The sequence below is a fragment of the Acidaminococcus timonensis genome, assembly GCF_900106585.1.
GTDB classification, from domain to species: domain Bacteria; phylum Bacillota; class Negativicutes; order Acidaminococcales; family Acidaminococcaceae; genus Acidaminococcus; species Acidaminococcus timonensis.
Genome location: NZ_FNWH01000005.1, coordinates 131,730 through 151,538, shown reverse-complemented (window position 1 = coordinate 151,538; position 19,809 = coordinate 131,730). Strand labels below are relative to the sequence as shown.

Genomic DNA, 19,809 nt, shown 5'->3' with positions numbered 1-19,809 from the left:
AGGAGGGTATTCTCATGAGAAAATTCAATGTTAACGTTAACGGTACTGTTTACACTGTAGAAGTTGAAGAAGTCGGCGGCGCTGTAACCGCAGCTCCTGCAGCTCCTGCTGCTCCTGCCGCTGCTCCTGCTGCTGCTCCTGTAGCCGCTCCTGCTCCTGCCGCTGCTCCTGCTGCCGCTCCCGCTGCTGCTCCTGCTGCTGCTCCTGCTCCTGCTGCCAAACCGGCTGCTGCTGCCCCTGCCGGCGCTGTGACCGTGGCTGCTCCTATGCCTGGCAAGATCCTGTCCGTTAACGTAAAACCTGGCGACAAAGTTGAAGCTGGCGATGTACTGCTGATCCTGGAAGCTATGAAGATGCAGAACGAAATCATGGCTCCTGAAGATGGTACGGTTTCCGAAGTCCGCGTTAACGCTGGCGATACCGTAAGCACCGGCGACGTAATGGTAATTCTCTAATACGTCTCCGTATCTAAAGGAGGATTTTAGAACATGGATGCTTTTGTGGTAGCCCTGACTTCTGTCATCACTGACAGTGGTTTCGTGGCTTTTACCTGGGGCAATGCCGTCATGATGCTGGTAGGTTGCATCCTGCTGTATCTGGCTATTGCCAAGGGGTTCGAACCCCTGCTGCTGAGCCCGATTGCCTTTGGGTGCATTCTGGCCAACGTGCCCCGTACCGGTTTCGAAACCGATCCCGGTGTCATGCAGCTGATCCTGGGCGGGATCAAATACGAAATCTTCCCTCCGCTGATTTTCATGGGCGTAGGGGCCATGACCGACTTCGGACCGCTGCTTGCCAACCCGAAGACCCTGCTGCTGGGTGCTGCTGCTCAGGTCGGCGTGTTCGTCGCTCTGCTGGGCGCTATGTTGCTGGGGTTCAACGTACAGGAAGCTTCCGCTATCGGCATCATCGGTGGTGCTGACGGCCCGACTTCCATCTATCTGGCTTCCAAGATGGCTCCCCATCTGCTGGGCGCCATCGCTGTGGCTGCTTACTCCTACATGTCTCTGGTGCCTCTGATCCAGCCGCCTGTGATGAAGCTGTTCACCTCTCAAAAAGAACGGCGCATCAGAATGGCCCAGCTGCGTACGGTAACCCACTTCGAAAAAGTGGTGTTCCCGATTGTGACCACCATTTTCATCTCCCTGCTGCTGCCCTCCGTATGCTCTCTGATCGGGATGCTGATGCTGGGCAACCTGTTCACCGAATCCGGCTGTATGGATCGTCTGTCTGACACGGCACAAAATGCCCTGATGAACAGCGTGACCATCATGCTGGCTACCGGTACCGGCCTGACCATGAAGGCCGAAAGCTTCCTGACCCTGCAGACCATCGAAATCATCTGCCTGGGGCTGGTTGCCTTCATCGGTGGCACGGCCGGCGGTGTGCTGTTCGGCAAGCTGATGAGTCACCTGGATGGCGGCAAGACCAACCCGCTGATTGGTTCTGCCGGTGTATCCGCTGTGCCTATGGCTGCCCGTGTGTCCCAGGTTGTGGGGCAGCAGGCTGACCCGGGCAACTTCCTGCTGATGCACGCCATGGGCCCCAACGTGGCCGGCGTTATCGGTACGGCTGTTGCTGCTGGTACCATGCTGGCAATGGTTGGCCCGAAATAATGAACCTGTACTGAATGGTTAAGAGAGCTGTTGCTTCGGCAACAGCTCTTTTTTTATGGAAAAACGCCTTTCTATTGGGGGAAATTTTGTTATAATAAAAGGGATATTGCTTTTCATGATGGAAATGGAACAAAGGAGTCGAATTTGGAAGAGTACAAAGAATATTCAACGGTGAGCACCAGCCGGAAGCTGTTGCAATGGACCACCCTGGGCCTCATTGCTCTGTCTTGGATCTATGAGGCCTACCATACTTTTGCCCTGGGACAGTTCAGCCTGATGGGCTGGGGATACAATGTGCTTTTTGTGATCCTCTGGGGCTGGCGCTGCCTGTTCCGGTACAGCTACGAACTGACGGACCGGGAACTGGTCATCGAAATGCTGGGACTGGGGTTGCATCGCACCCTGTGCATCCCTCTGGACCAGATGGAAAGCTTCACCAACCATTACAAGCGGAGCTTTTTCCGCAAAACCGCCATCAAAAAGTATGTCCGCCGGTATTCCTCTCTCGATCCCCAGCCGGATCGTCTGCTGGTGTATCAGGATCAGGGAACGTTGTGCGGGCTTCTGTTCAAATGCAGTGACCGGATGATCGATCTTTTGGCCCGGCGGTATCCCAATCAGTTTTTAGATTTTCCAGAATAAAGGAGTAGAACCATGAGCAACAACAGTGTGTATGTAGGGAAAGTCATCGCTGTCAATAAACAGCGTGCCAAAGTCAAGATCGAACAGCGTCCGGGGGAACAGCGTCCCAAGATGCTGGACTGCTGGAATGCCTGTGAAGCCAAGCGGGGCACCCGGGTCATCGTGGGGAAACAGTCCCTGGATGAAAAACGGGCCAGGATGATCGTTTATGGGATCCCTGTGCTGACCACCCTGGCCGGGCTGGCCTTCGGCAAGGCCATCGCCCATTTCTTTGCCGCCGACAGCTGGCTGGTGATCCTGAGCAGCGTGATCGTATGGCTGGCCCTGGGTCTGTACTATGCCCGGAACTTCAAGAAGAGCGTCAAGACGAAAGTGGAACAGTGGACCATCACCGGATATTTCAGTGATGGAGAAATCTATGATGCCAAGGGGAAAAAAGTGGAGGTCTGATCCATGCTGGGGAAAAACAACCTGACCCTTTTCCTGGTCCTGGCAGCGGGAGCCATCATGGGTGGACTGGCCGGGGATAGTCTCCAGGCGGCTCAGCCCTTCGGCTCGGCTACGGACTTCCTGGTGCGGAAATACCAGGTGCTGCAGATTCCGCCCACGGAGCTGGATCTGTATGTGTTCAAACTGACCCTGGGACTGGTGTTTTCTCCTAATCTGGTGGCCATCCTGGGCATGCTCCTGGCTGGCTTCCTGTTCCATAAACTGTAAGGAGGGACCATGGAGCTGATTTTGGCTTCCGGTTCGCCCCGCCGTCTGGAACTGCTCCGGCAGATCGGAGTGGAACCGAAGGTGGTGGTGAGCCACAGCGAAGAAGAGAAAACGGCTGTATCACCGGCTGCGCTGGTACAGGACAATGCATTGGCGAAGGGACGGGATGTGGTCCAAAAGGTGGGCGACAGGGTGCCGGTTCTGGCTGCCGATACGGTGGTGGCCCTGGAAGGGCATATCCTGGGCAAACCGGGAACGCCGGAAAAAGCCCGGGCCATGCTGCATCAGCTCAGTGGGAGGACCCATCAGGTGCTTACCGGACTGGCTCTGTTTTATCGGGGAAAGGTCTGGCAGCATGTGGAAGTCACGGAGGTGACTTTTGCTCGGCTTACGGATCGGGAAATCGAACAGTATACAGCCACCGGAGAACCCCTGGACAAGGCAGGCGCCTATGGGATCCAGGGGCGGGCGGCTCTTTTCATTCCCTCCATCAGAGGGTCTTACAGCAATGTGGTGGGTCTTCCGCTGGCCCCGTTACGCACAATATTCGCAGAATTGGATGTGACACCCAATGACACACTACCTGATACGAGAAATGATACCGGAGGAACGGCCTCGTGAACGGCTGTTGAGCCGGGGACCGGCAGCCCTCAGCATCACGGAGCTGCTGGCCATTTTGATCGGCACCGGACGGAGGGACCATTCGGCCCTGGACATTGCCCGGGAACTGACAGGGGATTTCCTGAAGGACGCCAGGCTGGCCCGGACCCAGGATCCCCGGGAACTGACCCGGATCCCGGGAATCGGACCGGCCAAGGCCACCGTGATCATGGCGGCTCTGGAGCTGGGGCGCCGTCTGGCCGGGGCGGAGGGACAGCCCCGGAAGACCATCCACTGTCCCGAAGATGGGGCCATGCTGGTGATGCCCCGGCTGCGCTATGAGACCCACGAGCATTTCTGGGTGATCCTGCTGAACAGCAAGGGGAAGGTGACCGGCATCGAGCCCATTTCCGAAGGTTCGCTGAACGCTTCGGTGGTCCATCCCCGGGAAGCATTTGCTCCGGCACTGCTGCACCATGCAGCAGCCATCCTGGCGGTGCACAACCATCCCTCTGGAGATCCTGCGCCCAGCCGGGAGGATCGGGAACTGACCCGGACCCTGTGGGATACGGGAAAAGTCATGGGGATTCCCCTGGTGGATCATCTGATCATCGGCGATGGCGTCTATTACAGTTTTAAAGAACATGGGTTGTTATAACGAAAGAGAGGAAAATCGGGATGTTTGAGCTTTTTGGATCTTTCAGTACGGACCTGGGAGTGGATCTGGGAACGGACCATACCCGGATCCTGCTGAAGGAGGAAGGCATCGTCCTGGATGAACCCTCCGTGGTGGCCGTGGAAGAGCGGCGTGGCAGGATCCTGGCTGTGGGAAAGGAAGCACGGCAGATGCTGGGCCGGACTCCGGAGGGGATCCGGGTGGTCCGGCCCCTGCAAGACGGCGTCATTGCCGACTTCGACCTGACTCGGGACATGCTGAAACGGTTCCTGCGCCAGGCCCTGGGCAAACGACCGCTGCTGCGACCCCGGCTGGTCCTCAGTGTACCCTGCGGGGTGAACAGCGTGGAACGGCGTGCCGTGCTGGATGCAGCCATGGAAGCAGGGGCTGGGGAGGCCTATCTGCTGGAGGGTCCTCTGGCGGCAGCCCTGGGTGCAGGACTGGACGTGAAGGAGGCCCGGGGACAGCTGATCGTGGACCTGGGAGCAGGTTGTACGGAAGCAGCTGTGCTGACCCAGGGAAAAATCACCCTGTCCCGGATCCTGCGTTGCGGCGGTCGGGATCTGGACCAGGCCCTTGTCCAGTACTGTAAGAAAAAGTATAATCTTCTTATCGGGCTGCTCCAGGCGGAGCAGGCCAAAATCGAAATCGGTACGGTGCGGGAGACGGCACCTCCGGCTTATATGGACATCCGGGGCCGGGATCTTGTGACCGGGCTGCCCCGCAGCTTGACCGTGGATCAGAACCAGATGCGGGAAGCGTTCTGGGAACCGGTCCACCGCATGGTGGAATGTGTCCGTGGACTGCTGGAAGCCCTGCCGGACCTGCTGGCCCGGGATGTGATCGAGGGCGGCATCGTCCTCACCGGTGGCAGTTCCCTGCTGCGGAATTTCGACTGGCTCCTGGCCCGGGAAACGGGCCTGCGGGTCCGGGTGGCGGAAAATACCCTGTCCTGTGTAGTGAAGGGGACGGGAGTGGCCGCTGAGCATATGAATTTATTCCGGAAAGGGCCTCGGCCCCGGCGGAATGGGTAACGGAGAGATCGAAGAAATATGAGAAAGGAACAGAAAGCGAGACTGGGAGCACTCCTGGTGGTACTCCTCCTGATCGGGGGTGTGCTGTGGGATGCGTTCCACCGGTTCCCGGCCGTGAATACGGTATTATCCACTTTGACCCGGCCCATCAGCTTCGTGGTGGGCGGCATTGGCGGCGGTTTCAAGGGAACAGGGAATTATTTTGCCTCCAAGTCGGCGCTGGAAAAAGAGAATGCGGCCCTGAAAGCTGAAAATGAGGAGCTGCGCCAGAGCAATGTGGAACTGATCGGGATGAAGGCCGAGAACCAGCGGCTGGCCAAGCTGCTGAAATTCAGCAATCTCCATCCCCAGTGGAAAATGGTGTCCACCAAAGTCATCAGCCGGGATCTGGGGGATTTCCGGGACGTGATCCTCATCGATAAGGGCAGGGACGACGGGCTGGAAGTGAATATGCCCGTGGTCAATGCCTCCGGACTGATCGGCATTGTGGACGGGGTGTATCCCCACATGGCCAAAGTGCTGCTGATCTCCAGTCCCCGCAGCCGGATCGGTGGCCTGAACCTGCGCGGGGATTCCCGGGCAGCAGGCATCGTGAACGGTGTGGCCGGTCCGGATCAGCTGCTGGAAATGCGCAACCTGAGCCGGAATGCAGACATCCTGCCCGGTGATACCATCGTGACCAGTGGGTACAGCGGGTACCATCCGGAAGGCCTGGTCATCGGGACCATCGAGGATGTGCAGATGGACGCCGGCGGTCTGACCAAGACAGCGACCATTGCGCCTTCTGTGGATTACGGACATCTGGAAGAGGCCCGGGTCATCACCAATTATCAGGGCTTTGCGGATTTCCTGCGCCGGGAAGGCAAGGATCCGGATACCCAGTCGGGTAAAGGAGGCAAAGGATGATCCTTCTTGCATTGGCCTGGCTGCTTTTTACCCTGTTCCTTTTTACCCTGGAAAATCATTGGTTCCTATTCTTCAACACCACCCAGTCTCCTGACCTGCTGCTGTTGTTCCTCCTGCTCTATGCTCTGGATCAGGGGGAACGCAGAGGCGCATGGTACGGACTGGGTATTGGTGCTTTATTGGATATTGTCACGTTCAGTTATTTTGGCTGGCATATGGTGAGCCGGGCTGCCCTGGGTTACCTGGTGGGACGCAACCGGATGAACATGTTCGCTGACCGGCTGCCCACCTATTTGATCCTGACCGGGCTGGTGACCCTGCTGCTGCAGGTGGCCCGGGGACTGTTCCTGTGTGTGGCGTTGGGACGCTGGCTGCCCCTGCTGCCCTTTGTGTTCCTGACCTTGAAGAGTCTGGCCTGGAACCTGGTGGCGGCTCCGGTGATGTGGTTTCTGTACCACAAGCTGAAGAAACGGGTCCGCAGCCGCATGGATTATTACTATCATCTGTAGGAGTCTGCCGTGCTGAATAAGAAATATGCATACCGTCTGGAGTTCATGATGGTGACCGGGTTCCTGGTCATCCTGATCCTGATTGGACGGATGTTCTATCTGCAAATCATCAAAGGGAGCACCTATCGCCGTCAGGCGGAAGGGAACCGGACCCGCTATACCCGGATCCTGGCCCCCCGGGGCATTATCTATGACTGCAACGGGGAGGAACTGGCCAACAACAAGCCCGGGGTCATGGTGTCCCTGGTGCGCCAGACCGGGGCCTACAAGGAAGAGACGCTGGAACGGCTGAGCCAGCTGCTGAATATTCCGGTGGCGGAGATCAAGGAAACCATCCGGCTGTCCGGAGGCAGTTCGGAACCCATCCGGCTGGTGCGCAATGCGTCCCCGGAAGTGGTGGACAAGGTAGAGGAGAATCTGCGCTATCTGCCCGGTGTCATGCTGGAAGTGCAGCCGGTGCGGAATTATCCCAACAAACAGCTGGCTGTCCACGCTCTGGGCTATGTGGGGGAAATCAGCGACTATGAAATCGAACAGGGTGCCTACAGCGACCTGAAGGCCGGAGATATCATCGGCAAATTCGGCCTGGAGAACTACTATGATTCCTATCTGCGGGGCGAGGATGGCAGCTACCGGGAAGAAGTGGATGTGGCCGGACGGGTGGTCCAGATCATGGACAAAGTGGAACCGAAACCGGGGCAGGGCCTGGTGCTGACCATCGATGCCAAGCTGCAGCGGGTGGCAGAGGAAGCCGTGGACCGGCAACTGCGGGCCATCGGGGCCCGGGGCGCAGCGGTAGTGGCCATCGATCCCAACAACGGAGAAGTGAAGGCGCTGGTCTCCCGGCCCGGATTCGACCCCAACTGGTTCGTGAACGGAATCAGCGAGAAGAACTGGAAATACCTGAATACGGACCCGTTCCACCCCATGACGGACAAGGTCATTGCCGGGGAATATCCGCCCGGCTCCACTTTCAAGATCGTCACCGGTTCTGCGGCTCTGGAAGAAAAGAAAGTGACGCCGGATGAACTGATCTACGACTCCGGCCGCCACTGGCTGATCGATATGCGGAACGCCGGCGGCGAAGCCCTTGGGTACATCAACTTCAAGCGGGCCCTGGCGGCTTCCGATAACGTGTACTTCTATGAAATGGGCAACCGGGTGGGCATCGAGGCCCTGGATAAATATGCCAGAGAGTTCGGCTTCGGCCAGACCACCGGCATCGACCTCCATGGAGAGGCCCAGGGCCTGATTGCCACGCCGGAATACAAAAAGAAGGTCTTCGATGATGAATGGTATCTGGGGGACACCTTCAACACGGCCATCGGTCAGGGCTTTACCCTGGCCACGCCCATCCAGGTGGCGGAGATGCTCAGTGCAGTGGCTACCGATGGAAAGCGGTACAAGCCCCATCTGGTCAGCAAGATCCTGAATGATGACGGCAGTGTGGCCAAGACCTTCGACCCGGAGGAAGAGGGCCGCCTGCCCATTTCCGAATCCACCCTGAAACTGATCCAGGAAGGACTGGAAGCCGTCACGGAAAGTGGCGGTACTGCTTCCTTCCTGAAGAGCCTGCCGGTGCCTGTGGCCGGCAAGACCGGTACGGCAGAAAACCCCCATGGCCTGGAACATGGCTGGTTTATCGCCTATGCCCCTACCACCAGACCCCAGCTGGTGGTGGTCTGCATCGTGGAACAGGGCAGCTTCGGGACCATTTCCGCAGCCCCCATCGTCAAGAGCATCCTGGAATACGTATTCACCGATCCCCGGGTACGGCGGCAGGGAAAGGCCACGCCCAAGTAAGGAGAAACCATGCGTCTGCATTTCCAATTTTCGCTAAAAAAATATTTTCGGAACATCGATAAGCCCCTGCTGATCAGCGTCCTGCTGCTGATCACCATCGGCATCCTGCTCATCGGCAGCGCCACCCATGCCAATATCCCTGGGCCCAAACGCTACAGCTTCGTGCTGCGGCAGTTGAGTTTCGCAGCCATCAATCTGGTGCTGGGGGCCTTCCTCATGCGCTTTGATTACCGGGTGCTGAAAAGCCTGGCACGGCCGCTCTACCTCTTCAACATCCTGATGCTGCTGGCCGTCATGCTGGTGGGGAAGAGTGCCCTGGGTGCCCAGCGCTGGCTGCAGCTGGGACCCATCAGCATCCAGCCCAGTGAATTCGCCAAGGCCATCATGATCATCAGCCTGTCCTCTTTCGTGGATGACCGGCTGCCCCTGCTGACGGATTTTCGGAGCTGGCTGCCGGTATTCGGGTATGTGCTGATTCCCTTTCTGTTTGTTATGAAACAGCCTGATTTGGGGACTTCCCTGGTATTCCTGGCCATTTTGCTGGGAATCATGATCTGCTGCGGATTCCGCATCCGATACTTTCTGGTCATGGGAGGGCTGGGGCTGGCTTCGGCCCCCCTGGTGTGGAAATTCCTCCACGAATACCAGCGGAACCGGATCCGTGTGTTCCTGAACCCGGGCCTGGAACCCTACGGCAGCGGGTACCACGTGATCCAGTCCATGATCGCCATCGGCTCCGGGATGTTCACGGGCAAGGGGCTGTTTGCCGGGACCCAGAGCCAGTTGAACTTCCTGCCGGAAAACCATACGGATTTCATTTTTGCCGTTGCCGGAGAAGAATTCGGCTTTATCGGAACCGTTGTAATCCTGCTGTTGTACGGCATCGTGATCTACCGGGGCCTTTCCATCGCCCTTCATGCAGCAGATGATTTTGGCACCCTGCTTTCCGTGGGCATCGTTTCCATGTTCCTGTTCCATATCCTGGTCAATGTGGGAATGACCAGCGGCATCATGCCGGTGACCGGTGTGCCGCTGCCCTTCATGAGCTACGGGGTCAGTTCCCTGACCACCAACATGCTCATGGTGGCTCTGCTGCTCAACATCAACGCCCATCATCAGACCCTGCGTTTTCATTAAGGAGAGACTATGCATAAAGATTTTCCCATCGACATCCTCAGTGCTGTGGAGAAACCGGCCCGGTATACGGGTATGGAATTCGGCAGCATTGTGAAGCCCGAGGCGGAGACGGAAGTGTCCTTCTGCCTGGCATTCCCTGACACCTACGAAATCGGGATGAGCTATCTGGGCTATAAGATCCTGTACGAAATCCTGAATAAATTGCCGAAAGTGGCGGCGGAGCGGGCGTTTGCTCCCTGGGTGGATATGGAGAAGAAAATGCGTGAGCGGAAGCTTCCCCTGGCCAGCCTGGAAAATTCCAGGAAACTGGACGATTTCGACCTTCTGGGTTTCACCCTGCTGTACGAAATGTCCTATTCCAACATCCTGAACATGCTGGATATGGGCGGCGTACCCGTCCTGGCGAAAGACCGGACCCTGGATGATCCCTTTGTGTGTGCAGGGGGCTGCTGTGTGTTTAACAGCGAACCGCTGGCGGATTTCCTGGATTTCTGCATGCTGGGCGACGGTGAACGGATCATCCAGGAAGTGACCCTGCTGTACCGGGACTGGAAGCGGGAAGGCAAGCCCGGCGGCCGGCTGGAATTCCTGCGCCGGGTGTCAAAGATCCAGGGGGTGTACGTTCCCAGCTTCTATGAAGTGACCTATGGGCCGGAGGGTACCATCATCGGCAGGAAACCGCTGGAACCCACGGCTCCTCCTGTAGTGTACAAGCGGGCGGAACCGGATCTGGAGACACTGGATTTCCCCACCCATCCCATCGTGCCCTACAGCGATACGGTCCATGACCGGATCATGCTGGAATTGTTCCGGGGCTGCAGCCGGGGATGCCGGTTCTGCAATGCCGGCATCATCTATCGACCGGTGCGGGAGCGGAAACCCCGGACGGTGCTGGAACTGGCACGGAAGCTGGTGCCGGCCACCGGATACAACGAAATCTCCCTGTTCTCTCTGAGCACAGCGGATTACTCCCATCTGGAACCCCTGATCCGGGAGCTGCTGAAGGAATTCAGGGACGAAAAGGTTAGCGTATCCCTTCCTTCCCTGCGGATTGACAGCTTTTCGGTGAAACTGGCCCAGGAAGTGCAGCAGGTGCGCAAGAGCGGCCTGACCTTCGCTCCGGAGGCGGGCAGCCAGCGCATGCGGGACGTGATCAACAAGGGTGTGACGGAAGAGAACCTGATGAATGCAGTGGGAGCTGCCTTCGAGAACGGCTGGACCAAGGTGAAGCTGTACTTCATGATCGGCCTGCCCACGGAAACGGATGAGGATGTGCTGGCCATTGCCAGGCTGGCCCAGAAGGTCCAGTGGAAATACAAAGAGATCACCGGTCACATGGGGGCCCAGGTCACGGTCAGTGTGTCCAACTTCGTGCCCAAACCCTATACGCCTTTTCAGTGGGTGGGGCAGAATACCAAAGAGGAATTCGACCGGAAACACATGCTGCTGAAACATGCTTTCGCCAGTCTGAAGAACATCCACTATCAGTACCACGATTCCCGTACCAGCCTGATGGAAGGAGTGCTGGCCCGGGGCGACCGGCGGCTGGGGAAAGCCATCTACCTGGCCTGGCAGCGGGGCGCCAAGTTCGACAGCTGGGGCGAATTCTTCGATTATGACCGGTGGAAACAGGCTATCGAGGACTGCGGGCTGACCACTGATTTCTACAACAGCCGGGCCCGGGGCAAGGATGAGATCTTCCCCTGGGAATATACCAGCTGCGGGGTGAGCCGGAAGTTCCTGTGGAGCGAATACGAAAAGGCCCAGCAGGCGGCCCTGACCCATGATTGCCGGCGGGATACCTGTACCGGCTGCGGCGTATGCCAGCAATTGGGCATCAAGATCATCGACTGGAAGGGGAAAAACGTATGAAATTGAGGCTGCAGATCACCAAGGAACCGGGGATCCGGTTCATTTCCCACCTGGAATACCAGCGGAGCATCGAAAAAGCCCTGCGTCGGGCCGGCACGCCCGTAGCCTATTCCGAGGGATTCAACCCCCATATGCGGTTTTCTCTGGCCTCCGCTCTTAGTGTGGGCGTGACCAGTTCCTGTGAATTCGTGGAAATCAGGCTCCAGGAGGAGCGGCCCCTGGAGGAGCTGGTGGAACCCATCCGCCGGGCCCTGCCCATGGGAATCCATATTGTGAAAGCGGACCTGGCAGACGACAAGGTGCCTAAGCTGATGGCTGTGGCCCAGGGGGCCCGCTACCAAGTCACCGTCCCCTGCAGCGAAGATCCTGCAGCCGGGCTGGCAGCCTTCGCGGATGCGGAAACAGTCCCGTATACCAAGACCCATAAAAAAGGGAAGGGGAAGCCCAAGACCATCGACGTGAAGGAATTCATCCCTGCTGTGGAGAGTGACTGGAGGGACGGAGAATTGAAACTGGCCTTCGACTGCAAGATCACCCCCACAGGAAGCATGAAGGCTTCTGAATTTCTTCAGGTGCTCCAGGACCAGTTCCAGGTGCCCCTGTCCTTTGAACAGGCAGATATCCGCCGGGTGGATCTGTACACCCGGGACGAGGCTGGCCGCAAAAGACCCCTGATCGGGGAAGTCTGAGGAGGCACCATGGATACCATCTATGTAAGCGTCCGGCCGGAAGAGACCCGTATGGGACTGGTAGAGGATGACCGGCTCCAGGAATATGCAGTGGAACGGCGCCATTCTGACAACCTGGTAGGCAATGTGTACCGGGGCCGGGTGTCTAACGTGGTTCCCGGTATCCAGGCCGCTTTTATCGATCTGAACGTGGGAAAGAACGGCTTTCTGACGCTGCGGAAGGGAGAAAAACTGGCAGAAGGCCAGATGCTCCTGGTGCAGGTGGTAAAGGACGCCCGGGGCAACAAGGGACCGGCCGTGACCCGGGACATCACCCTGCCGGGCCGTTATGTGGTGCTGGAACCCTATGGCAGCCGGATCAGTCTGTCCCGGAAGATCACCTGCAAGACCCAGCGGAAGGTGCTGCGGGAATGGGCGGAAAAGCTGCTGCCGGAGAATATGGGACTGGTGATCCGTACGGCGGCTTCCCATGCGGAGGAGGAGGAGATCCGGGCCGACCTGGAACAGATGCTCCACAGCTGGGACGTGCTGCTGCGCCGGAGCAGAGTGGGGCGGGGCCCCCAACTGCTGTACCGGGAACTGGACCTGGCCATCCGGCTGATCAGGGATTACGCGACTCCCAGGATCCAGCGTATCATCGTGGACGAGGAAAACACCTGTCGGCGGCTGGAGGAGATGCTGGGAGAAATGGGGCTTTCCCAAATCCAGGTGAAGTGGTACAGGGGGAAGGAAGACCTGTTTTCCTTCTATCACCTGGAGGAAGATATCGAGAGCCTTTCCGACCGGGTGGTATGGCTGCCGGGAGGCGGTTATCTGGTGTTCGACTACACGGAAGCCATGACCGTCATCGATGTGAACAGCGGCAAGTTCGCTTCGGCGGCGGACCGGGATTCCACCAGCATGGTAACGAACCGGGAAGCAGCCCGGGAAATCGCCCGGCAGCTTCGGCTGCGGGATATCGGCGGCATCATTGTGGCCGATTTCATCGATATGGATAACCGGGAGGAGCAGGAGGAGATCCTGCAAATATTGAAGCATGCCTTCGCCACTGATAAGATGAAACCCAAGGTCATCGATATCACCCACTTGAATCTGGTGGAAATGACCCGGATGAAGGCCCGGAAGAACCTGTCCAGCATTTTGTACAGCACCTGCCCCCTGTGCGGGGGCAGCGGCCGGGTGGAATCTCCGGAAAGCGTATATGTGGAAATCCGGCGTCGGCTGCGCAGCAGTTTCAGCGAGGGAAATATGAGCCATACCCTGCTGCTGACGGTCCATCCCACGGTATACAGCTGGCTGCGGGAACAGGGTGTGAAGGATATGGAACGGGAGTTCCACTGCACGCTGAAACTGGCCAGTGATCCGGCCCTGGAAGTGGGCGTCTTTATGCTGCTGGCAGTGGATCACTGAACGGGAGGAGAAAGGGGAACCATCATGGAACTGCGGATTCCTTCTTATGTGAATAGAGTACTGGGCGTGCTGCTGGACGCCGGCTATGAGGCCCATGTGGTGGGTGGTGCGGTCCGGGATCTTTTACTGGGACGGACGCCCGATGACTATGATGTGGTCACGAATGCACGCCCGGAGGAAATCAAACGTGTGGCGGCAGGAGCCGGCATCCCGGTGGTCAGCGAGCTGGGCCAGAATTTCGGCGTGGTCATCCTGCGGGTGGAGAGACACGGCGTGGAAGTGGCTGCGTATCGGAACGAAGCCTACGGGGTGGAGGATTCCCACCGGCCGGCAGCGGTCTGGTACTGTGAGACGCTGGAGGAAGACCTGGCCCGCCGGGATTTTACCATCAATGCCCTGGCCCTGGGGCAGGACGGCCGGATCATCGATTGTTTCCACGGGCTGGAGGACCTTCACGGCCGGGTGCTGCGGACTGTGGGGGATGCGGACCAGCGGTTCCGGGAAGATGCCCTGCGCATGTTTCGGGCCTGTCGGTTCATCGGACAGCTGGGGTTTACGCCGGATGCCTCCATCCTGCCGGCCATCCGGAATAACCTGGAACGGGTCCGGGGGCTTTCTCTGGAGCGGGTACGCACGGAGCTGAACAAGCTGCTGATGGGGGCCTGGGCCGGAGAGGGCATGGATCTTATGGTGCGCAGCGGCCTGGCGGCGGAAAGCTGCCGGGTGAAGAAGCAGGGAACGTACGAAGCAGTTCCCATCCTGCCGGAATTGCAGCACCTGGTGGGGCTGCCACAGAATCCCCATTTCCACCGGTATGATGGCTGGCAGCATACGGCGGTGGCACTGGATAAAGGGGACCGGAGCCTGGAAGTGGGCTGGGCCCTGCTGCTCCATGATGTGGCCAAGGGCCTGGAAGGGGTCCGGGGTGTAAACAGAGAAGGCCTGCCCAGTGACCATGGTCACGAGGTGGTGGGCGCTGCTCTGGCCCGGCAGATCCTGACCCGGCTGCGGATGCCCCGGGAAATGGTGGATCGGGTGGCCTGGCTGGTGAAAAACCACATGCATTTCGGCTTCATCAGCGCCCAGGAGGACGATAAGACGTGGCACTGGCTGCGGAAAGAGGCCCGCAGCGGCCATTTTCGGGTGAACAAGGAGATGGCGGAGGCCTTTAAGCAGCTGACGGCAGTGTGTATTGCCGATGTGGCTGCCACCAATGCGGACAAGAATGATGTGATCCACGCACAGATGTATGGCAAGCGGCTGGTGAAGATGGCCTATCTGATGCCTGTCCATACATCGGATCTGGATCTTTCCGGCCGGGATGCTCTGGCCCTGGGGGCCCGTCCGCCCCAGCTGAAGGTGCTTATGCCCGTATTGCTCCAGAGGGTCCAGGACGGTACCCTGAAAAATGACCCGGTGGAACTGGGAGAGGCTGTGAAGCGATGGCTGAAACGGCAGGGACAGGCGTAATGACAATGGATTTGGAACCATAAATAAGGTGTTTCCCTGGAAACACCTTATTTTTTATGTACAATATTAGAGAAAAGAACTGAAAAAAAACGCAATTTTGCAAGAAGTTATTAGAATTCTTATATATTTACAAAAAAATCAACAAATGACGTCAAGAAAGATTTAAAAAAAAAATTATTTGTGTTATAATCAACTCGTACACTGAATACAGTCGGTCCAACCGGAATGCGAATGTAAAAAATACTCATAAAGGGGGATGGATTATTTCTTAGAGGAGGATTCCGGTTGTTACAGAAACTGGTTTGGATCTTAAGGAGGTTTTTGCTTTGAGTAAAGTAATGACGTTAAAAGACGCAATCGCAAAGTACGTGCACAGCGGTGATCACATTGCTCTGGGTGGCTTTACGACTGACCGCAAACCTTACGCAGCTGTATATGAAATCCTGAGACAGGGTATCACCGATCTGACAGGTCTGGGCGGCGCCGCCGGCGGCGACTGGGATATGCTGATCGGCAATGGCCGGGTCAAGGCCTACATCAACTGCTATACCGCCAATTCCGGTGTAACCAACGTTTCCAGACGGTTCAGAAAATGGTTTGAAGCTGGCAAGCTGACCATGGAAGATTACTCCCAGGATGTCATCTACATGATGTGGCATGCAGCTGCTCTGGGTCTGCCGTTCCTGCCTGTAACCCTGATGCAGGGCTCCGGCCTGACCGATGAATGGGGCATCAGCAAGGAAGTCCGCAAGACTCTGGACAAAGTGCCTGATGACAAATTCAAATACATCGACAACCCCTTCAAACCGGGTGAAAAAGTCGTGGCTGTACCGGTTCCGCAGATCGATGTGGCCATCATCCATGCGCAGCAGGCTTCTCCGGATGGCACCGTTCGCATCTGGGGCGGCAAATTCCAGGATGTGGATATTGCCGAAGCTGCTAAATACACCATTGTTACCTGCGAAGAAATCGTCAGCAATGAAGAAATCCGCAGAGATCCCACGAAAAACGATATTCCCGGCATGTGCGTAGATGCTGTGGTACTGGCTCCTTACGGTGCTCATCCTTCTCAGTGCTATGGCCTGTATGACTACGATAACCCGTTCCTGAAAGTCTATGACGTAGTCAGCAAGACCCAGGAAGACTTCGATGCATTCTGCAAAGAATGGGTGTTTGACCTGAAAGATCATGACGAATACCTGAACAAACTGGGTGCTACCCGTCTGATCAACCTGAAGGTTGTTCCTGGTCTGGGCTATCATATCGACATGACGAAGGAGGACAAATAACAATGGCTGATTACACGAATTATACCAATAAAGAAATGCAGGCTGTGACCATTGCCAAGCAGATCAAAAATGGTCAGGTCGTAACTGTTGGTACCGGCCTGCCTCTGATCGGCGCCAGCGTGGCAAAGAGAGTCTATGCCCCTGACTGCCACATCATCGTGGAAAGTGGTCTGATGGACTGCTCCCCTGTAGAAGTGCCCCGTTCCGTAGGTGATCTGCGGTTCATGGCTCACTGCGGCTGCATCTGGCCGAACGTCCGGTTCGTTGGCTTTGAAATCAACGAATACCTGCACAAGGCCAACCGCCTGATCGCTTTCATCGGCGGTGCTCAGATCGACCCGTACGGCAACGTGAACTCCACGTCCATCGGTGACTACCATCATCCGAAAACCCGTTTCACCGGTTCCGGCGGTGCCAACGGAATTGCCACCTATTCCAACACCATCATCATGATGCAGCATGAAAAACGCAGATTCATGAATAAGATCGACTATGTGACCAGCCCGGGCTGGATCGACGGCCCTGGCGGACGTGAAAGACTGGGTCTGCCCGGCGATGTAGGTCCGCAACTGGTCGTAACCGATAAAGGCATCCTGAAATTCGATGCCAAGACCAAACGGATGTACCTGGCTGCCTACTATCCTTCTTCTTCTCCGGAAGATGTACTGGAAAACACGGGCTTCGATCTGGACGTTTCCCAGGCTGTGGAACTGGAACCGCCTGATCCCGCCGTCATCAAACTGATCCGTGAAGAAATCGACCCGGGCCAGGCTTTCATCAAAGTCCCGGCTCCGGAAGCAAAATAAACCATTCGGGAGGAAGAATTTAAATGGGTTTCTACTCTATGCCTAGATATTTCCAACACCTGCCTCAAGTAGGCAAACCGCTGAAAAAAGCAGATGCTGACAATACCGAGAAGCTGAAAAAAATCGAAGACGAGATCCATGCGCTGATCAAACAAGCGCAGGATGCCGGCAAGGCTGACGCTGACGTCAACAAGAGAGGCGAACTGACCGCCCGCCAGAGACTGGAAAAACTGGTGGAACCGGGTACCTGGAGACCGCTGAACAGCCTGTACAATCCCCAGGGCAACAAGAACGGTTCCGTGGGCGTGCTGAAAGGCCTGGGCCGTGTCAACGGCAAATGGTGCGTGGTCATTGCTTCCGATAACAAGAAGCTGGCCGGTGCCTGGGTCCCCGGCCAGGCTGAATGCCTGCTGCGGGCTTCTGATACCGCCAAGACCCTGCACATTCCTCTGGTGTATGTGCTGAACTGCTCCGGTGTGAAGTTCGATGAACAGGAAAAGGTATATCCCAACCGTCGTGGCGGCGGTACTCCTTTCTTCCGCAACGCTGAACTGAACCAGCTGGGTGTTCCCGTCATCGTAGGGATCTACGGGACGAACCCTGCAGGCGGCGGCTACCATTCCATCAGCCCCACTGTGATCATTGCCCATGAAAAAGCCAACATGGCTGTCGGCGGTGCCGGTATCATGGGTGGTATGAACCCCAAAGGCCATGTGGATCTGGAATATGCCAACGAAATCGCCGATATGGTAGATCGTACCGGCAAAACGGAACCTCCGGGAGCTGTCGACATCCATTACACCGAGACCGGCTTCATCCGCGAAGTGTACGCTTCTGAAGAAGGCGTCCTGGAAGGCATCAAGAAGTATGTAGGCATGCTGCCGAAATACGATCCTGAATTCTTCCGTGTGGACGATCCGAAAGAACCGGCCTTCCCGGCTGACGATCTGTACAGCATGGTTCCGCTGAACGACAAACGGGCCTATGATATCTACAATGTCATCGGTCGTCTGTTCGATAACAGCGAATTCAAAGAATATAAGAAAGGCTATGGCCCTGAAATGGTTACGGGCCTGGCCAAAGTCAACGGCCTGCTGGTCGGCGTCGTAGCTAACGTCCAGGGCCTGCTGATGAACTACCCTGAATACAAGGCTGCCGGCTCCGTAGGGATCGGTGGCAAGCTGTACCGTCAGGGCCTGGTGAAGATGAACGAATTCGTCGCTCTGTGCACCAGAGATCGTCTGCCCATCGTCTGGATCCAGGACACCACCGGTATCGACGTAGGCAACGATGCAGAAAAAGCGGAACTGCTGGGTCTGGGCCAATCCCTGATTTACTCCATCCAGAGCTCCAGGATCCCGCAATTCGAAATCACCCTGAGAAAAGGTACTGCTGCTGCCCATTATGTACTGGGTGGTCCGCAGGGCAACGACACCAACGCCTTCTCCATCGGTACGGCTGCTACGGAAATCGCCGTTATGAACGGTGAAACCGCTGCTACGGCCATGTACTCCCGGAGACTGGCCAAAGACCGGAAAGCCGGTAAGGATCTGCAGCCGACCATCGATAAGATGAACGCCCTGATCCAGGCTTTCTACACCAAATCTCGTCCGAAAGTTTGCGCCGAACTGGGTCTGGTGGACGAAATCGTGGATATGAACAAACTGCGTGACTATGTAGTTGCCTTCACGGAAGCTGCTTATCAGAATCCGGAAAGCATCTGCCCGTTCCATCAAATGCTGTTGCCGCGTGCCATCAGAGAGTTCGACACTTTCGTAAAGAAATAATCCTTACGGAGGCAATTCATTTATGAGTATCTATACCTTGGGAATCGATGTTGGATCTACGGCGTCCAAGTGCGTTATCCTGAAAGACGGAAAAGACATCGTGGCAAAATCCCTGGTAGACGTGGGGACCGGTACATCCGGTCCCGCACGTTCTATTAAGGAAGTCCTGGACAATGCCCACATGACGCGGGAAGATATGGCGTTTACCCTGGCTACCGGCTACGGACGCAATTCGCTGGAAGGCATTGCCGACAAACAGATGAGCGAACTGAGCTGTCATGCCATGGGTGCCAGTTTCCTGTGGCCCAACGTCCATACGGTCATCGATATCGGTGGCCAGGATGTGAAGGTCATCCATGTGGAAAACGGAGCCATGACCAATTTCCAGATGAACGATAAATGCGCTGCCGGGACAGGCCGCTTTTTGGATGTGATGGCGAATATTCTGGAAGTGAAAGTTTCTCAACTGGCTGAGCTGGGTGCCCAGTCCAAGAAACGGATCTCCATCAGCTCCACTTGCACGGTTTTTGCCGAAAGTGAAGTCATCAGCCAGCTGTCCAAGGGCGCGAATAAGGTCGACATCATTGCCGGGATCCATCGTTCCGTAGCCAGCCGTGTCATCGGCCTTGCCAACCGGGTGGGGGTTGTGAAGGACGTAGTGATGACAGGCGGTGTGGCCCAGAACTATGGCGTGAGACAGGCCTTGGAAGAAGGTCTTGGTGTGGAAATCAAGACGTCTCCGCTGGCACAGTACAATGGTGCCCTGGGTGCTGCCCTGTATGCGTATAAAAAAGCGTTAAAAAATCAAGCGCAAGCATGATTTCATTTCGAGAGAAGGAAGGATCA

20 protein-coding genes are annotated in these 19,809 nt (G+C 56.8%); all 20 read left to right on the top strand.

All coding sequences use genetic code 11. The annotated features are described in order from the left end of the window. Nucleotides 1–14 precede the first annotated feature (14 nt). The 20 genes from gcdC to hgdC all read left to right on the top strand — a co-directional run bounded on the left by gcdC (nt 15) and on the right by hgdC (nt 19,783). Nucleotides 15–455, top strand: a complete 441-nt coding sequence (gene gcdC / locus BQ5462_RS02655; protein ID WP_071141900.1) for a sodium ion-translocating glutaconyl-CoA decarboxylase subunit gamma — start codon at nt 15–17, stop codon at nt 453–455. A 33-nt stretch (nt 456–488) separates the two neighbouring features. Then, nucleotides 489–1,616 carry a sodium ion-translocating glutaconyl-CoA decarboxylase subunit beta gene (gene gcdB, locus BQ5462_RS02650; RefSeq protein WP_071141899.1) on the top strand — a complete coding sequence of 376 codons (1,128 nt, stop codon included), beginning with the start codon at nt 489–491 and terminating at the stop codon, nt 1,614–1,616. A 144-nt stretch (nt 1,617–1,760) separates the two neighbouring features. After that, nucleotides 1,761–2,258, top strand: a complete 498-nt coding sequence (locus BQ5462_RS02645; RefSeq protein ID WP_071141898.1) for a hypothetical protein — start codon at nt 1,761–1,763, stop codon at nt 2,256–2,258. Between the two features lie 12 nt (nt 2,259–2,270). Continuing rightward, entirely contained in the window at nt 2,271–2,708 is a 438-nt protein-coding gene (locus BQ5462_RS02640) for a SoxR reducing system RseC family protein (RefSeq protein ID WP_071141897.1), read from the top strand. Nucleotides 2,709–2,711: 3 nt separating this feature from the next. Further along, on the top strand, nt 2,712–2,975 hold the full coding sequence (locus BQ5462_RS02635) for a DUF4321 domain-containing protein (RefSeq protein ID WP_071141896.1): 264 nt from the start codon (nt 2,712–2,714) through the stop codon (nt 2,973–2,975). Between the two features lie 9 nt (nt 2,976–2,984). Next, entirely contained in the window at nt 2,985–3,596 is a 612-nt protein-coding gene (locus BQ5462_RS02630; RefSeq protein ID WP_071141895.1) for a Maf family protein, read from the top strand. Continuing rightward, complete coding sequence (gene radC / locus BQ5462_RS02625; RefSeq protein WP_076978283.1) at nt 3,571–4,233, top strand: RadC family protein; 663 nt, start codon at nt 3,571–3,573, stop codon at nt 4,231–4,233. Before BQ5462_RS02630 ends, radC begins: the two co-directional genes overlap by 26 nt. Before the next feature lie 20 nt (nt 4,234–4,253). After that, nucleotides 4,254–5,285, top strand: coding sequence for a rod shape-determining protein (gene mreB / locus BQ5462_RS02620; protein WP_071141893.1), 1,032 nt, complete (start codon nt 4,254–4,256; stop codon nt 5,283–5,285). An 18-nt stretch (nt 5,286–5,303) separates the two neighbouring features. Continuing rightward, complete coding sequence (gene mreC, locus BQ5462_RS02615) at nt 5,304–6,191, top strand: rod shape-determining protein MreC (RefSeq protein ID WP_071141892.1); 888 nt, start codon at nt 5,304–5,306, stop codon at nt 6,189–6,191. Next, complete coding sequence (gene mreD, locus BQ5462_RS02610) at nt 6,188–6,700, top strand: rod shape-determining protein MreD (RefSeq protein ID WP_071141891.1); 513 nt, start codon at nt 6,188–6,190, stop codon at nt 6,698–6,700. Before mreC ends, mreD begins: the two co-directional genes overlap by 4 nt. A 9-nt stretch (nt 6,701–6,709) precedes the next feature. Next, nucleotides 6,710–8,503 (top strand): penicillin-binding protein 2, encoded by a 1,794-nt coding sequence (gene mrdA / locus BQ5462_RS02605; RefSeq protein WP_071141890.1) that lies wholly within the window; start codon nt 6,710–6,712, stop codon nt 8,501–8,503. A gap of 9 nt (nt 8,504–8,512) precedes the next feature. Beyond that, on the top strand, nt 8,513–9,640 hold the full coding sequence (gene rodA, locus BQ5462_RS02600; RefSeq protein WP_071141889.1) for a rod shape-determining protein RodA: 1,128 nt from the start codon (nt 8,513–8,515) through the stop codon (nt 9,638–9,640). A 9-nt stretch (nt 9,641–9,649) separates the two neighbouring features. Then, the gene (locus tag BQ5462_RS02595) at nt 9,650–11,512 is read left to right on the top strand and encodes a TIGR03960 family B12-binding radical SAM protein (RefSeq protein ID WP_071141888.1); all 1,863 of its coding nucleotides are present in this window, start codon (nt 9,650–9,652) and stop codon (nt 11,510–11,512) included. After that, on the top strand, nt 11,509–12,201 hold the full coding sequence (locus tag BQ5462_RS02590; RefSeq protein ID WP_071141887.1) for a TIGR03936 family radical SAM-associated protein: 693 nt from the start codon (nt 11,509–11,511) through the stop codon (nt 12,199–12,201). The genes BQ5462_RS02595 and BQ5462_RS02590 overlap by 4 nt, the downstream gene beginning before the upstream one ends. Before the next feature lie 9 nt (nt 12,202–12,210). After that, on the top strand, nt 12,211–13,611 hold the full coding sequence (locus BQ5462_RS02585; RefSeq protein ID WP_071141886.1) for an Rne/Rng family ribonuclease: 1,401 nt from the start codon (nt 12,211–12,213) through the stop codon (nt 13,609–13,611). 24 nt (nt 13,612–13,635) lie between these two features. Next, nucleotides 13,636–15,081, top strand: a complete 1,446-nt coding sequence (locus tag BQ5462_RS02580) for a CCA tRNA nucleotidyltransferase (RefSeq protein WP_071141885.1) — start codon at nt 13,636–13,638, stop codon at nt 15,079–15,081. 326 nt (nt 15,082–15,407) lie between these two features. After that, complete coding sequence (gctA, locus tag BQ5462_RS02575) at nt 15,408–16,370, top strand: glutaconate CoA-transferase subunit A (RefSeq protein WP_071141884.1); 963 nt, start codon at nt 15,408–15,410, stop codon at nt 16,368–16,370. A 2-nt stretch (nt 16,371–16,372) separates the two neighbouring features. After that, nucleotides 16,373–17,176 carry a glutaconate CoA-transferase subunit B gene (gctB, locus tag BQ5462_RS02570; protein ID WP_071141883.1) on the top strand — a complete coding sequence of 268 codons (804 nt, stop codon included), beginning with the start codon at nt 16,373–16,375 and terminating at the stop codon, nt 17,174–17,176. A gap of 23 nt (nt 17,177–17,199) precedes the next feature. After that, entirely contained in the window at nt 17,200–18,963 is a 1,764-nt protein-coding gene (gcdA, locus tag BQ5462_RS02565; RefSeq protein ID WP_071141882.1) for a sodium ion-translocating glutaconyl-CoA decarboxylase subunit alpha, read from the top strand. A gap of 22 nt (nt 18,964–18,985) precedes the next feature. Continuing rightward, on the top strand, nt 18,986–19,783 hold the full coding sequence (gene hgdC, locus BQ5462_RS02560; protein WP_071141881.1) for a (R)-2-hydroxyglutaryl-CoA dehydratase activase HgdC: 798 nt from the start codon (nt 18,986–18,988) through the stop codon (nt 19,781–19,783). Nucleotides 19,784–19,809: the final 26 nt, after the last annotated feature.